We start from the raw sequence: 15,689 nt of genomic DNA, 5'->3' as shown, positions 1-15,689 counted from the left end.
CATAGTTTACAATTTTTCAGGCAGCATACTTAACGGTTCAAAATCCTCATCGGCTTGTTCCATAAAATCTACCGTTCCCAGTTTAACCGCGCTGTTCCATTCGCCTAACACATGGTCAAGCATAATAAACGTCATATGTTGTGCATGCTGCAAAAATTCATCATCAATTGTTTTGGTAAACACCACTTCCAGCGCAGGCATTTCACACCATTCGTCCAATTTCACAACAATATCACTCACGCTCAAATCAAAATCGTTCATACCTATCATAAATTGGTCAGGATTTGGCATGGCTTGGCGGAAACCGCGTATGGCACAAGGTAAATTGTCGGGAGCTTGCTCACAAACCGCTTGTACTTGAATGAATTTGTCCATGACACCATGTGCAGTAAACACGATGGTGCTGTGTGTAAATGCATTGTCGCTAGCGGACAAATTGGCATTTTCCAATTCAAACGCAATGTCGGGCAGATATGCTTGCAAAATATCATTGCTTTGTTCCACGATTTCGCGAGCAGGTAATTTTTGGAAACTGGGATATGCCGCTAGCCATGCTTGCCAAAAGGCTTGTGCTTGTTGTTTATGCTCGATTAATTGGTTTAACATGATGATTTCCTTATATAGTCAGTTAAAATAATACAGCATTGCTAGTTTTCTTTATGGACTTATTTTTGTACACGGCGGTCGCTGTCTCCTTGCTTTATTTTAACTGATTATAACTTGGAAATTATGCCTTACGTTGCAACACCGCCGCAAAAAAGCCATCTGTACCATGTGCAGCCGTATTCAGTATTAAAAATTGCCCTGTATTCAAATCAATTTTTTGTGCGGATAACAATTCGCTGCAATCGACCAACTCAAATTGTGGATTATTTTCCAAAAATTCGGCAATTTGCATTTCATTTTCTTCGGGCAATACACTGCAAGTTGCGTACACCAAACGCCCACCTGCGCCCACCAATTGACTGGCAGCCTGCAAAATATTTTGCTGCTGTTGCAATAATTTTTCAATGGTTTCGGGCGATTGGCGATATTTTAAATCAGGGTTACGGCGCAGCGTTCCCAAGCCTGAGCAAGGCGCGTCCACCAACACACGGTCAGCTTTGCCGTATAATCGCGCAATGCGTGGGTCATGCTCACTTTCAATGCGTTCAGGGTGAATATTGGTTAAACCTGCGCGTGTCATGCGCGGTTTTAAATTTGCCAAACGTTTTTCTGAAACATCAAAGGCATAAATTCGCCCCTTGTTTGCCATTTGTGCGCCGATTGCCAACGTTTTACCGCCCGCACCCGCGCAAAAATCCACCACCATCTCGCCACGTTTCGCGCCCACCAAGTGCGCCAATAATTGACTACCTTCGTCTTGTACTTCCAAAGTGCCGTTTAAAAACAATTCATGTTTATTTAACGCAGGTTTGTCGGGGAAACGAATACCATGCGGCGCGTATGGCGTGGCGATGGCTTTGGGGAACTCGGTTTGCAGTTGTGCCAAAATTTTATCGCGTTTGCCTTTAAGCGTGTTCACGCGCACATCAAGAGGAGCGGATTGTGCCACGCTGCGCCCAAAGGCTTGAATTTGCTCATCTTCCCAATGAACTTGTAAACGTGTAATCAGCCAATCGGGTAATTCCGCCACCGTGTTCAGGCTGCCTGAAAATTCCGCTTTACGCGCTTTCAGGCTGCTTAAAAATTCCTTTTCGCCATCTGCTTCGTTTAATATATCTTCTAACTGATTGATATTAAAGCTGCGACCCAATACCAAAGCCGCCAATGCTGCTTTTCGCGCCTGAACGTGGGGGCGGCGCAAAGCCGATGTAATTTTTTGATAATGGCGCAATGCTGCAAACGCCGTTTCCGCGATTTCGTGGCGGTCGGCGCGTCCTAGTTTGTGATGATTGCGAAAATACGCAGAAATTATCGCGTCAGCAGGTTGTTGAAAAGTTAGCATATTTTCCAAAACTTGGGCGGTATGGTTCAGTTGATTTGCGTTCATGATAATTTTGTGTGTAGATAAAAATGGGACGTATTTTAACGGTTTTTTATGTTTTCAGGCTGCCTTCGCAACGATAAGGCAGCCTGAAAATCATACTGTTTGTGAATATTTTGCGTGGGTTTCTTTGTGGCGCAGATAATAATCAAACACCATCGCAATATTGCGGATTAAGAAACGACCTTTGGGAGTAACGGTTAAACCATCATCGCGCAAATCAATCAAGCCACGTTCGGCAAGTTGGCGCAAATCGGGCATTTCATCGGCAAAATATTCGCTAAACGATGGCGTTTTGGGCGCATCAAAACGACCCAATAAAGCATCGCTAATAATGCCTAATTCCGCCATTTTTTTCATGTGCGCGACTTCTGCCGCATCAAAACCTGAATCGCTGTTTTCAGGCTGCCTTTGTGCCAATTCATCGGCATAATCATTAAAATTCAATGAAAAGCGACACATTAAATCTTGAATGATTTGGCGGCGAAATACGTCATCATCATTTAATTGAAAACCGCGCATAATCGGCAATTTGTTTGCGTCCAAATCCGCATAATAGTCTTCCAATGAACGTTGATTTTGACTGTATGTATTGCCGATTTTGCCAATGCTGGACACGCCAATCGCCACCAAATCGCAATCGGCATAAGTGGAATAACCCTGAAAATTGCGTTGCAAACGACCTTCTTTCAGCGCAATCGCCAATTCGTCTTCGGGTTTGGCAAAATGGTCCATACCAATAAACACATAGCCTTTTTCGTCCAACAAATGCACGGCGTATTGCAAAATATCCAATTTTTCTTCGCTGGACGGCACGGTTTCAGTGTCAATGCGGCGTTGTGGTTTGAAAATATGTGGCAAATGCGCGTAATGATACAAAGCCAAACGGTCGGGATTCAGTTCGTTCAAAACGGTGTCCAAAGTCGGTTTAATGCTTTCCACCGATTGATGCGGCAAACCGTAAATCAAATCCACGCTGATGGATTTGAAACCTGCTGCTCGTGCGGCTTCAATCACTTCTTTGGTTTCTTCCACCGTTTGAATGCGGTTCACGGCAGCCTGAACTTTCGGGTCAAAATCCTGAATGCCCACGCTCATGCGGTTGAAACCCAGTTTGCCCAATTTGAACACGCTTTCACGGCTCACTTTGCGCGGGTCAATTTCAATGGAATATTCGCCATCTGGCAGCAATTCAAAATGTTCGCGTATCATTTTGAACACGCGCTCCAATTGTTCATCGCTCAAAAACGTGGGCGTACCACCGCCAAAATGTAATTGTGCCAATTTGTGTTTGCCGTGCAAATGCGGTTTGAGCAAAGCCATTTCTTTTTCCAAATAAGTTAAATATTCATCGGCTTTGCTGCTGTCTTTGGTAATGACTTTGTTGCACGCGCAGTAATAGCAAATTACATTGCAAAATGGAATATGTACATATAATGAAACGGGTTCATCATTATTTTTTAATGTTTTCTCTAATGTTTTTGTATATTCAGGCAGCCTGAAACCATCGTGAAAGCGGTCGGCTGTGGGATATGAGGTGTAACGCGGACCATTGGCAGGTAGGCTGGCAATCAGTTCTCGGTCGAAGTCAAAAAGTGTGTGGTCGTGTTGTGCTATATGAATAGTTTTCATTGTGTAGTAGCTTGTATTTTGTTTTGGACTAAAACTTGCTAGAATAGCGCAATTCGAACAAAAATGCATTGATTTCTATCAAGCTGCATTTTGCAAACATCAAAACAGGATTGTCGCCATGACAAAAATACATTTAATCACACAAAAAAATGAATGTCCGAATTGTTCTTTAAGAGAGGTTTGTTTGCCTGTTGAAGCACCAGCTGGCTTGCAAGAAGAAGATTTTAGACAATTAAACGCGGTTATCAAACAAAGTAAAAAATTGAAAAAAGGGGAATATTTATTCCATGCGGGAGAGTCGTTTTCTTCATTGTTTGCGATTCGCACGGGTTTTTTCAAAACATCTGTTAATACGCAAGATGGTCGCGACCAAGTAACGGGTTTTTTCATGTCGGGTGAATTGGTGGGCATGGACGGCATCAGCATCAACAAATATGCGTGCGATGCGGTGGCGTTGGAAGATAGCGAAGTGTGTGAATTGCCATTTGACCGTTTGGAAGAATTGCAAAAACATATGCCACAGTTGAATTTACACTTTTTCCGCTTGATGAGCCGCGAAATTGTACGCGACCAAAATGTGATGTTGTTATTGGGCAATATGCGTGCGGAAGAACGTTTGGCGGTGTTTTTGCTGAACTTGTCCGACCGTTTGCGTATGCGTGGATTTGCGGCAAATGATTTTATTTTGCGGATGTCGCGTGAAGAAATTGGCAGTTATTTGGGTTTGAAGCTGGAAACGGTAAGCCGTACTTTGTCGCGTTTCAATCAAGAAGGTTTGATTTCGGTGGAACACAAACACATTAAAATTTTGCAACCTGATGTGTTGCAAGCGATGATTTCAGGCTGTGAAGGCAGAAGACATGTGGCGTAAATGCTAAATAAACAACGAAAGCTAGGGGCTAATGGCAATTTGTTATTAGCTCCTAGCTTTTTTCGCTGTTTGTTTATATTTATTATTATAGTGGATTCAATTTAAATAAGGACAAGGCGACAGAGACCGCCATGTACACCTAGTACATAAGGGAGCTGGCAATGCTGTACTGGTTTAAATTGAATTCACTATAGGCAGCCTGAAATGTTAAGTTCTACTTTTACAATGAAAAAAAGCGCAAACTTGGCATACATGCCACTATGAATGTAAAGATAATACTGTTAAGATATATTCCAACTATTCCCACAAACATAAGGAAACACACAATGAGTCGCGTATTATTAGTAGATGATGATGATATTTTAGCGGAATTGCTGACCGAATATTTAACTGCTGAAGGTTTGGAAGTGAATCGCATGCCCGATGGTGAAAGTGGTGCAAAAGAAATTTTGACAGGTAATTATGATGTAGTGGTACTGGATTCCATGATGCCAAAAATGAACGGTTTGGATGTATTAAAAACTGTACGCGCACAAAGCAATATCCCCATTATTATGCTGACTGCAAAAGGTGATGACATTGACCGCATCATCGGTTTGGAAATGGGAGCTGATGATTATGTACCGAAACCTTGCCAACCACGTGAATTATTGGCGCGTATCAATGCTATTTTGCGCCGTTCGCAACAGCCTGTGGATACATCAGGTGCTGCGAGTAGCGGTCTGACAGCCAGCGGGGTAACCTTGTATCCATCTAAACGCCAAGCGATTGTTGGCGACCAAACGTTGGAATTAACCAGCACCGAATTTAATTTATTGGAAGTGTTGATGCGTCATGCAGGACAAGTTGTGAGCAAAGGGAATTTGTCGCAAGAAGCACTTGACCGCAAATTGGCAAAATTTGACCGTAGTATTGATGTGCATATTTCCAGCATTCGCCACAAATTAGGCGATGCTTCTTTGATTCAAACAGTGCGCGGTTTAGGTTATTTGTTTGTGAAAAACTAATCGCTAGCTCGGGGCTGATGATTTGGGCGGATTTAGCGCAAAATCCAACCGTGCACGAATTATTATTAGCCCCTATAATGGCAGCCTGAAACATCTTTTTCAGGCTGCCTTAATTTGTTATTTAAATCTAATTTTTCAGGCTGCCTTAACTCTTATTTTTTGATTGTTATGAAACTTTTTCAACGCATTTTTTCCACATTCTGCTTGGTCATTATCTGCGGGATTTTTATCGCCAGTTTCACATTCTGGCTGATACAAAGTCGCATGAACGAAACGCATTCCAAACAAAGACGCAATATGGAAAGCATCATGCTTGCCAACACGTTAGCAACGTTCCAATCGCAGGGTGCACAAGCAACTAAAGATATGCTCACACGTTGGCATGACCATCCTGCTACTAAACACATTGCCATCGTATCCAGTATCACGCATAAAGAAATTTTCAATCGCCCGTTTTCGCGAGATGAATATTTGCGAGCCTATCAATTTGCGCTGGAAAATCCCAAATCGGATATGTCGATTATTTATTATGATGGTTTTGGCGAAGAGTATCTGTTTTTTGTACGCAATTTTGATAAGCAAGAAATGGAACGGTTGCCCACATTAATTATCCCTGGTTTGCCTTTTGCGCCCGTGTGGCATGAATTTATTTTGATTGGTGTTACCTTGTTGATTGGTTTGTTGTTGGCGTATATTTTGGCACGTAATATTGCGCACCCTATTAGTATTTTGGAACATGGTATGAACCGTTTGGCAGCGGGTGAGTTGGATACGCGCGTGTCTCATCAACTGATTGAGCGAAAAGATGAATTAGCCAGCTTGGGTGTACAATTTGATAAAATGGCGGCACAACTGCAACAATTGGTAGAGAAAGAACGCCATTTGCTGCACCATGTATCCCACGAAATGCGTTCGCCTTTGGCGCGTGTGCAAGCCTTGTTGGGCTTAATTCAAGCACGTCCCGAAAAGCAGACGGATTATATACAACGCTTGGAAAACGAAATCACGCGCATGGACACATTGGTGGGCGAATTGCTGACTTTATCGCGCTTGGAAACGGCGAATATGGCGATGGAAAAAGAACCTTTGCCGATTGTGCCATTTGTGCAGCAATTGGTGGAAGACAGTCAAGTGGTGGCAGAACAACGCCAACACACGATTATTTTTGATAAATGCAGCCTGAAAGCCGATGCGTGTTTAAATGCCAATGAAAGTTATCTATATCGCGCTTTGGATAATGTGATTCGCAATGCGATGAATTACAGCCCCGAAGGCAGCACGATTCACATCAAAATGTATGAAGACCGCAAAAATCTGCACATTGAAATTGTGGACAACGGCGTGGGTGTCAAACCAGAGCAGTTGCCGCATATTTTCACCGCGTTTTATCGCGCCGACAGCAGTAATGGCAAAACAGGGACGGGCTTGGGTTTGGCGATTACTAAACACATTGCTGAACAACATTGTGGTAAATTATTCGCGGAAAATGTACAGCCTAATGGTTTGAAAATGCACTTTGTTTTGCCTAAAACTACGCGTGCTAAACACAGTAGTTTGTCGCAACAAGAAGAGCAGCCTGAAGACAATGAAAAGCAGGAAAATTAAAGGTTTCAGGCTGCATTTCAGTATACCACCTATGGAACATTTTTGGTCGTGTACTGACAGGTTACATGATTCTATAATTTATAGTGAATTCAATTTAAACCAGTACAGCGTTGCCAGCTCCCTTATGTACTATGTGTACACGGCGGTCGCTGTCGCCTTGTCCTGATTTAAATTGAATCTACTATAATCAAAAAGGCAGCCTGAAAACCATTTTTCAGGCTGCATCAACACAAGGAAAACATCATGAATATTTTGGTTACAGGCGGCGCAGGTTTTATCGGCTCGCACACGGTGGTGGAATTGCTCAATGCAGGGCATCAGCCGATTATTTTGGATAATTTGTGTAACGCATCTGCCAAAGTTTTGCAACGCGTGGCAGAAATTACGGGCAAAGAACCAACTTTTTACGAAGGCGACATCCGCGACCGCCCTCTTTTGCGTGAGATTTTCGCCACGCATCAAGTGGACAGCGTGATTCATTTTGCCGCCTTAAAAGCCGTAGGCGAAAGCGTGCAATTACCGTTAAATTATTACAACAACAATGTTTCAGGCAGCGTGATTTTATTGGAAGAAATGCAACGCGCAGGGGTATTTAGCATCGTGTTCAGCTCATCGGCAACCGTGTATGGCGACCCGAGCATTGTGCCGATTACCGAGCAAAGTCCAACAGGCGCAACCACCAATCCATACGGTACCAGCAAACACATGATGGAACGCATTATGATGGATTTGCAACACGCCGACCCACGTTGGAGCGTGATTTTATTGCGCTATTTCAATCCAATCGGCGCACACGCCAGCGGCAAAATCGGAGAACAACCCAATGGCATTCCCAACAATTTACTGCCCTATGTCTGCCAAGTCGCAGCGGGTAAATTGAAAGAATTGTCGGTATTTGGCGATGATTACGCTACGCACGATGGCACAGGCGTGCGCGATTACATTCACGTTGTGGATTTGGCAATCGGTCATTTGAAAGCTTTGGATGCCAAAGCCAAACAATCAGGCGTACACATTTACAATTTAGGCACAGGCGTAGGTTATTCGGTGTTGGATATTGTCAAAGCATTTGAAGCTGCATCAGGACAAATCGTGCCTTATGCAATTAAACCACGCCGCGCTGGCGACATTGCCACTTGTTACGCCGACCCAAGCAAAGCCAAAACAGAATTGGGCTGGACAGCACAACGTGATTTACACACTATGATGGTAGATGCATGGCGTTGGCAATCACATAATCCAAATGGTTATGATGAATAAGTAATGCTTATATTAAAGGCAGCCTGAAAATAGTTTTTTCAGGCTGCCTATTAAAAATAAATTTGTTTTTATAGTCATTAAAAAAATATTGGATTCAAAAATACAACCTATTTTTTCTAACACCCTGACATAATCTTTGCTACAATCCGAATTCTTCTGAACTAAATCAAAGAGTTTCTATGTCTTTCCTTGACCGTTCTCGCTCTATCGCCCCGATGAATTACAATCGTTGGCTCGTTCCCCCAGCCGCATTGGCGGTGCATTTGTCTATTGGGCAAATTTACGCCTATTCCGTGTTCAATAAACCGCTCACACAAACAATTGGCATTACTCAATCTGCTCCCAATGATTGGTCGCTTGCCACCATTGGCTGGATTTTCAGTATTGCTTTGGCGGTGTTGGGCGCATCTGCCGCTTTGTTTGGCACATGGATGGAACGCGTCGGGCCACGCAAAGCCATGTTTGTCGCAGCGTGTTGTTTTGGTTTAGGTTTTTTGATTTCTGCTCTGGGCGTGAAAACACACAATATTTGGCTGGTGTATTTGGGCAATGGCGTGATTGGCGGTGTCGGTTTGGGCTTGGGCTATATTGGACCCGTATCCACGCTGATGAAATGGTTTCCCGATAAACCTGGTATGGCGACAGGTTTGGCGATTATGGGATTTGGTGGTGGTGCAATGTTGGCATCGCCCTTATCCGTATTGCTGATGAATTATTTTAAAAGTGCCACTTCGGTGGGCGTGTGGGAAACCTTTGTTGTATTAGGTATTTTTTATTTTGTGTTTATGCTGTTTGGCGTATTCACGATTCGGATTCCTGCCGATGGTTGGAAACCCAAAGGTTATGTTGCGCCCAAATCTGCTAACAAATTGGTTAGCCAACATCATGTAAACGCCGCTACCGCCATCAAAACACCGCAATTTTGGCTACTGTTTTGGATTTTGTGTTTGAACGTAACGGCTGGAATCGGTGTACTGGGACAAGCCAGCGTGATGATTCAAGAATTGTTTTCAGAAACATCGGTCGGTAAAGATGCGGCAATTAGCGCAGCGGCGGCAGCTGGTTTTGTCGGTTTATTGAGTTTGTTTAATATGGGCGGACGCTTTTTCTGGTCGTCCATTTCCGACAAAATCGGGCGCAAAAATGTATATTTTGTGTTTTTTATACTTGGTTCTCTGCTGTATTTTGCCGTGCCATCTATTGGTGCAAGTGGCAGTAAAGCATTGTTTGTGATTGGTTTTTGCGTGATTATCTCCATGTATGGCGGTGGATTTGCAGCGATTCCTGCTTATTTGCGTGATTTATTTGGCACATATCAAGTAGGGGCGATTCATGGACGCTTGCTACTGGCATGGTCGTTAGCGGCGGTAGTTGGTCCTGTATTGGTAAACTATATTCGTCAAATCCAAATTGCCAATGGTGTACCAGCCGCACAAGCATACAGCGTAACCATGTATATTATGGCGGCGTTGCTATTGGTTGGCTTGGTTTGCAATATGTTAGTTAAAGCGGTACATGAAAAACACCATGACCAAACTGTTAAGCAAGCGGCACATTCAAGTAATCCTGATGATGAAACTGCCATTTCCGATGCGTTATTGGTTGCGGAAGAAGTTTCGCATGGTGGTATCCATGTTTGGTGGCGTTGGACATTGGTGGGTATACCATTGGTATATGGCGTGATTATGGTATTTGTGAAAGTAATGGATTTATTTAGATAATTATTTTCTGCGAAACTTAATAGGCAGCCTGAAAATATATTTTTCAGGCTGCCTAGGTACTATAGTGAATCCACCATAAATTCAACTTATAAAATTTTGACTCCAAAAAAAATTAAGGGCAATATACAAAATTTTCACAGCAAAATAATTTTACCTAATCATCATGAATAAAATCGTCCCTATTCTAATTATTGCAGCGGCATTGGCGTGGCAACTGACACAATCCAACCAGCCCAATTCATCTGCACCCCAAAATCCAACCAGCAACAGCCAAACACATTCTGCACCGACCGCTGATTTTGAACACATCTTGCAACAAGCGTTCCAAAATCGCCAAAGTAATCTGCAAATTCAAGGCAGTGGCACGGTCAGCAAAATTCTGCCTGATGATAATGAAGGCTCGCGGCATCAACGTTTTATCTTGAAATTGCGCAATGGACAAACGATTTTGGTTGCGCACAATATTGACCTTGCACCCAAAATCAAGGAATTGAAAGCAGGTGATATTGTTGATTTTTATGGAAAATATGAATGGAATAAACAAGGCGGCGTGATACATTGGACACACCATGACCCTGCCAAACGCCACGTAGATGGTTGGCTCAAACACAATGGGCAAACCTATCAATAGGCAGCCTGAAAACACAATTTTATTATTTATCCATTATTTATTATATTTTCAGGCAGCCTGAAAAAACCAATATTATGTCCCAACAAATTGCCCAAATTATTACCAGCTACGGTCGCCGCTACATCGTGCGTACCGCCGACCAAATCACTTACGAAGCCAGCACGCGCAGAAAACGCACCGATTATGCGTGCGGCGATTTTGTGCGCATTCAAATTGTAAATGGCGAACAAGCCGTGATAGAACGCGCCGAAGAACGCCACAGCCTGCTCTATCGCCAAGATGCGTGGAAATCCAAACTCATCGCCGCCAACGTGTCGCAACTGATTATTGTGATTGCCGCCGTCCCTAGCCCCAGCGAAGCCCTGCTACAACGCGCCTTGATTGCTGCCGAAGCCGCCGATATTCGCGCCGTGATTGTATTGAACAAAGCCGATTTACCCGAAACCACAGCGTGGCGTGAAAGACTTTCTTTTTATGAAACATTGGGTTATCAAGTAATTGAATTATCCGCCTTGCATGATGTAGGCAGCCTGAAAACCCTGTTATCAGGCGAAACCAATATTTTGCTCGGACAAAGCGGCATGGGCAAATCCACACTAACCAATGCATTATTGGGCGAACACATCGCGCGTACCAACGACATTTCCGCCGCTTTGGATTCGGGCAAACACACCACCACCCACGCGCAATTATATGATTTAGATGAACAAACCAAATTGATTGACAGTCCCGGTTTACAAGAATTTGGTTTGCACCATTTGAGCATAACCGATTTACCGCGCTATTTTCCCGATTTGCGCCATTTGATTGGGCAATGTCGTTTTCATAATTGCAGCCATCGCGCCGAACCCAATTGCGCTTTCAAGATTGCTGCTGAAAAGGGCGAAATCCGCGTCGAACGCTTGGCATTGTTACAAAAAATTACCGATGAATTAAGTTGAATAGGCAGCCTGAAAACGATATTTCCCTATATAATTCATCATTATTTATTTTTTCAGGCTGCATCATGCATTACGACCATATTTCGTTTCACGAAGACCACTATCCTGCTGATTTACCAGCAGAAAATGCGCTGCATCACATGGGTTTTTACTACGCATGGGCAGTCTCACAAAACCTATACAGCGCAGCCGCTGCAACCTTGCCACAATTTGCCGATTTACAAACAGGCACGATTTCTGGCGCAGAATTTGTGCAAAATCAGCTCAATGGCGGCATAGACGACACTTGCTTCAACGAATTGGGCAATCTCTTCACTCAATATTATTATGCAGACGAAGAAGACGGTTATGGCAATTTTTTGGCAGATTATTTTGTCGCACTTGGTTTAGAACGCGATGATGATTTTTATCGCGTTGCCAATACGCCTGATAATCAAACCAAACTCAACGCCGTTTTTCAGGCTGCATTTGACACATGGAAAGGCAGCCTGAAACCATGAATATTGCGATTGCTATTAATACATTTACCAAAGGTGGTGGCATGGAAAGCTACACGCTGGATATGGTGCGTGAATTGGTCGCGCAGCAACATTCTGTCAGCGTATATGCCGCCAAAATAGACCATAATTTGCCCGAAATGCATTTGGTGCAAACGCATTGGGTCAAACAAAAACACGTTCCAAAAAAATTGCGTCCGATTGTTTTTTCAGCGCAACTGGACAAACAGCGGGATAAAAACCAAGTGCTTATTGCTTGTAATCGGAGCGAAAATGCCGATGTATTGATTTGTGGTGGCACACACAAAGGCTATTTGCATCACATGAGGCAGCCTGAAAATGTGTTGGATAAATTGACGATTTGGCGCGAGAGCCGCAGTTATCACAGCGCGAAAAAAATCATGGCGCATTCGCAAATGATGGCGCGTGAATTGGTGGATTTATATCATGTGCCAGCCAAAAAAATTCATACTATTTATCCGCCTGTGGATACGGCAAGATTTCACAACGATTTTTCGCGCAACGCCCAAGTTCGGCAAAAATATGGTTTTGCCGATGATGAAATCGTGTTTTTGTTTCCCAGCACAGGGCATAAACGCAAGGGTTTGGATTTATTGGTGGATTTTTTTGAGCAAACAGAATTACCCATCAAATTGGCGGTTGCGGGTAGCCCCTTGCCACGTCCGATGCGTAATGTGTTGGAATTGGGTTTTGTCCACGATATGCCCGAATTGTATCGCGCGGCGGATTACACCATCATGGCTTCACAATATGAGCCGTTTGGTTTGGTGGGGGTAGAAAGCGTATTGAGTGGCACGCGTGTGATTTTGTCTGACAATATGGCGTGTTGCGAAGTGTTGCAGGAAGGCGCAGCAGGTTTTTTCTTCACGCGAGGGCAGCCTGAAACTTTGGCAACTGCGATAACTTTGGCGGTGGAACACGCGCAACGTGGTGAACACAAAATTCACGATGTTCAGGCTGCCTTAAAATATAATCCAAGTAGTGCGTTTCATATTGAATTATTGTGTCAAATGTTAGATTAACCTAATTTTCAGGCTGTCTTATTTTGATGTGTTATTCACCAAGGCAGCCTGAAAAACTTCATCAAGAAAGAACACATGATGCACCCTTTGCACGCCCTTTTTCATCCCCAAGCCATCGCTGTTATTGGCGCATCAGACCGTTATGGTAGCGCGGGACGCAATGTTTTTTCTTTGCTGACCGCCAACCAATGTGCGCCCACCATTATTCCCATCAATCCCAGCCACAAAACCATTGGTGGACAAAAATCTTATGGCTCGCTGACCGAAGCGGCTGCTGAATATACGTTTGATGTTGTGATTGTTGTGTTATCTGCCGACAAAATCAGCAGCATTATCCGCGAAGCCGCCAAAGCCAATGTACGTCATTTGGTGTTGATTAACGAAATTGACCCACCTCCTAGCACGCTACGCAGCAAAATTGACCGCATTTGCGAACAAGCACGCAAAGCCAATGTGCGTTTATTTGCCGTTCCCATTAGTGGTTTGTACGGATTATTCAGGCAGCCTGAACACACCGCGTGCGCTTTTATCGGACAATCCGCAGGCATCGCTGATTGTATGGACAATTACAGCGCAGAACGTGGTATTGTGTTCAGCCGTTTTCTCACACTCAATCCGCAAAATTATCCCATTAGCACAGGACAAATCATTGATTATTTGGCAGCAGAGCCGACCACCACATCATTGCTTGTCCACATCAGCGTTTTGGATAATACACGCGAACTGATTAGCGCACTCAATGCCGCAGCACGGCGAAAACCCGTTGTATTACTCGCTACGCTAACTGACCGCGAAGAAGAAACCTTGTTTGCGCAAGTCCTTGAACGCGCACATATTTTAACTGTGCATACGCTGACCCAATTTTTTACCGCTGCCAAACTCATCCATACAGGATTGATTAGTCGCGGCAAACGTGTTGGTATCATCAGCAATACGCCACAAATCAGCGCATTGATGCTGAAAACCATGACGCATACCGAAATTGAACTGGCACAAATGACCACAGCCACCACACGCGCTGTCAGCAAACATTTGCCATATAAAATCAATGAGTTTAATCCATTGTATTTGGCAGTAGATACAGTTGCAGGTGTTTTTCAGGCTGCCATATCACATTATTTAAGCGATGAAAATACCGATGCCGTGATTTTAATTTACTCAGGACTTAATTCCGCTGACAGTCGCCAAGTCGCACAAATGGTAGCCTCATTGCAACATCGTAGCCGTAAACCCTTGCTATTGGTATGGTTGGGCAGCGCAGATAGTGAAGAAACTCGACATATTTTCAACAAAAACAAAAATCTGCATTTCAAGCAGCCTGAACACGCTTTGCACGCATTGGCACAACTGAATTTGTATCGTCGCCACAATCAGCAACGCCATCGCACCAGTGCATTTCACGATTATCGCTATGCCGCTGCTGCTGCCGAAGAATTGCACAAACATTTGCGTCCATTATTGCCCGTTGCCGTATTGCCCGCAGGCAAAACCAGCACCGCCTATTTACTAACCGCATTACAGGTTTATTTCCGCCCTGATGAACGCAAAAAAAATGCAGGTACATTGCATTTAAGCTGGGAAAAACAAGAACCATTTGGACAAATTTTGCATCTTAACGCACGCAATCGCCAAGTGAAATTGCTGCCACCGCTTACCCCAGAAATCGCCGCCAAAACTTTGGCACAACTGGGTTTGCCACCGATTATTTGGCAAGATTGGCTGCTAACCAGCACCGATATTTTGTGTCGTTTAACCGAAATTCACAGTTTCACTTTGGATTTGGTACACGATGCAGACAAAGGGATAGTATGTACCGATGCCAAACTTAATCTGCAAGACCCTGAAAGTTTCCTTTCAGGCAGCCTGAATGTATTTACACCCTATCCATTTGAAATAGAAAAAGAAGTTATTTTAAAAAATGGCGAGATTGCATGGATGCGTCCCGTTCGTCCAGAAGACGCCAGTCTCATTCAACGCTTGGCAGCCGAATTAAGCGAACAAAGTCGTTACACGCGTTTTATGAGTCGCAGTAGCGGCATTTCCCCTGTGTTATTGACACGGTTGAGCCACCCCGATTATCAACGCGAATTTGCTATTTTGCTACACGATGAAGACCATAATCCACTCGCGCACGCCAGCTACACCGCTGACCCTGATACGCAAAGTTGTGAACTTGGCATCAGCGTTGCCGACCGTTTACAAGGACAGGGCGTGGGTGTGCTATTGATGAACGAATTGATTCAACGCGCGCGCGAACAAGGTTTCGCCAGTATGCGTGCCGAAATTTTGGTGGATAACCACGCCATGCAAAAATTGGCATTGAAATTGGGATTTACGCTGTCCAAACACGATTCCGATAATGGTTTGGTGGAGGCGCATTTGATGCTGAATGAATAATATAGTAAATTCAATTCCTGCTCCCTTATGTATAGTGGATTCAATTTAAATCAGGACAAGGCGACAGCGACCGCCGTGTACACCTAGTACATAAGAG

13 protein-coding genes are annotated in these 15,689 nt (G+C 43.9%); 10 read left to right on the top strand and 3 right to left on the bottom strand.

Going from position 1 to position 15,689, the window contains the following annotated elements; genetic code table 11:
- Positions 1-6 precede the first annotated feature (6 nt).
- The 3 genes from MIS45_RS08550 to hemN form a co-directional block, all read right to left on the bottom strand.
- Positions 7-606, bottom strand: a complete 600-nt coding sequence (locus MIS45_RS08550) for a hypothetical protein (RefSeq protein ID WP_249450218.1) — start codon at positions 604-606, stop codon at positions 7-9.
- A 121-nt stretch (positions 607-727) separates the two neighbouring features.
- Complete coding sequence (locus MIS45_RS08545) at positions 728-1,993, bottom strand: RsmB/NOP family class I SAM-dependent RNA methyltransferase (RefSeq protein ID WP_249450217.1); 1,266 nt, start codon at positions 1,991-1,993, stop codon at positions 728-730.
- 90 nt (positions 1,994-2,083) lie between these two features.
- Positions 2,084-3,619 carry an oxygen-independent coproporphyrinogen III oxidase gene (gene hemN / locus MIS45_RS08540; RefSeq protein WP_249450216.1) on the bottom strand — a complete coding sequence of 512 codons (1,536 nt, stop codon included), beginning with the start codon at positions 3,617-3,619 and terminating at the stop codon, positions 2,084-2,086.
- 118 nt (positions 3,620-3,737) lie between these two features.
- Between hemN and fnr the strand changes: the two genes are divergently transcribed.
- The 10 genes from fnr (at position 3,738) to MIS45_RS08490 (ending at position 15,592) form a co-directional block, all read left to right on the top strand.
- Positions 3,738-4,490, top strand: a complete 753-nt coding sequence (gene fnr, locus MIS45_RS08535; RefSeq protein ID WP_249442206.1) for a fumarate/nitrate reduction transcriptional regulator Fnr — start codon at positions 3,738-3,740, stop codon at positions 4,488-4,490.
- Positions 4,491-4,816: 326 nt separating this feature from the next.
- Entirely contained in the window at positions 4,817-5,497 is a 681-nt protein-coding gene (locus MIS45_RS08530) for a response regulator transcription factor (RefSeq protein ID WP_249450215.1), read from the top strand.
- A 168-nt stretch (positions 5,498-5,665) separates the two neighbouring features.
- On the top strand, positions 5,666-7,102 hold the full coding sequence (locus MIS45_RS08525) for a sensor histidine kinase (RefSeq protein WP_249450214.1): 1,437 nt from the start codon (positions 5,666-5,668) through the stop codon (positions 7,100-7,102).
- 243 nt (positions 7,103-7,345) lie between these two features.
- Positions 7,346-8,362 carry a UDP-glucose 4-epimerase GalE gene (galE, locus tag MIS45_RS08520; protein WP_249450213.1) on the top strand — a complete coding sequence of 339 codons (1,017 nt, stop codon included), beginning with the start codon at positions 7,346-7,348 and terminating at the stop codon, positions 8,360-8,362.
- 179 nt (positions 8,363-8,541) lie between these two features.
- On the top strand, positions 8,542-10,083 hold the full coding sequence (locus MIS45_RS08515; RefSeq protein ID WP_249442210.1) for an L-lactate MFS transporter: 1,542 nt from the start codon (positions 8,542-8,544) through the stop codon (positions 10,081-10,083).
- A 163-nt stretch (positions 10,084-10,246) separates the two neighbouring features.
- On the top strand, positions 10,247-10,714 hold the full coding sequence (locus MIS45_RS08510; protein ID WP_249450212.1) for a DUF3465 domain-containing protein: 468 nt from the start codon (positions 10,247-10,249) through the stop codon (positions 10,712-10,714).
- 74 nt (positions 10,715-10,788) lie between these two features.
- The gene (rsgA, locus tag MIS45_RS08505) at positions 10,789-11,655 is read left to right on the top strand and encodes a ribosome small subunit-dependent GTPase A (protein ID WP_249451366.1); all 867 of its coding nucleotides are present in this window, start codon (positions 10,789-10,791) and stop codon (positions 11,653-11,655) included.
- 65 nt (positions 11,656-11,720) lie between these two features.
- A complete protein-coding gene (locus tag MIS45_RS08500; protein ID WP_249450211.1) occupies positions 11,721-12,155 on the top strand; it encodes a DUF7832 domain-containing protein in 435 nt (144 codons plus the stop codon).
- On the top strand, positions 12,152-13,195 hold the full coding sequence (locus tag MIS45_RS08495) for a glycosyltransferase family 4 protein (protein ID WP_249450210.1): 1,044 nt from the start codon (positions 12,152-12,154) through the stop codon (positions 13,193-13,195). The genes MIS45_RS08500 and MIS45_RS08495 overlap by 4 nt, the downstream gene beginning before the upstream one ends.
- A 75-nt stretch (positions 13,196-13,270) precedes the next feature.
- Positions 13,271-15,592, top strand: a complete 2,322-nt coding sequence (locus MIS45_RS08490; protein ID WP_249450209.1) for a bifunctional acetate--CoA ligase family protein/GNAT family N-acetyltransferase — start codon at positions 13,271-13,273, stop codon at positions 15,590-15,592.
- Positions 15,593-15,689: the final 97 nt, after the last annotated feature.

The sequence above is a fragment of the Wielerella bovis genome (genome assembly GCF_022354465.1).
GTDB lineage: Bacteria > Pseudomonadota > Gammaproteobacteria > Burkholderiales > Neisseriaceae > Wielerella > Wielerella bovis.
Note: the sequence above shows the minus strand (reverse complement) of the source record. Positions and strands in the feature narration are given on the sequence as shown.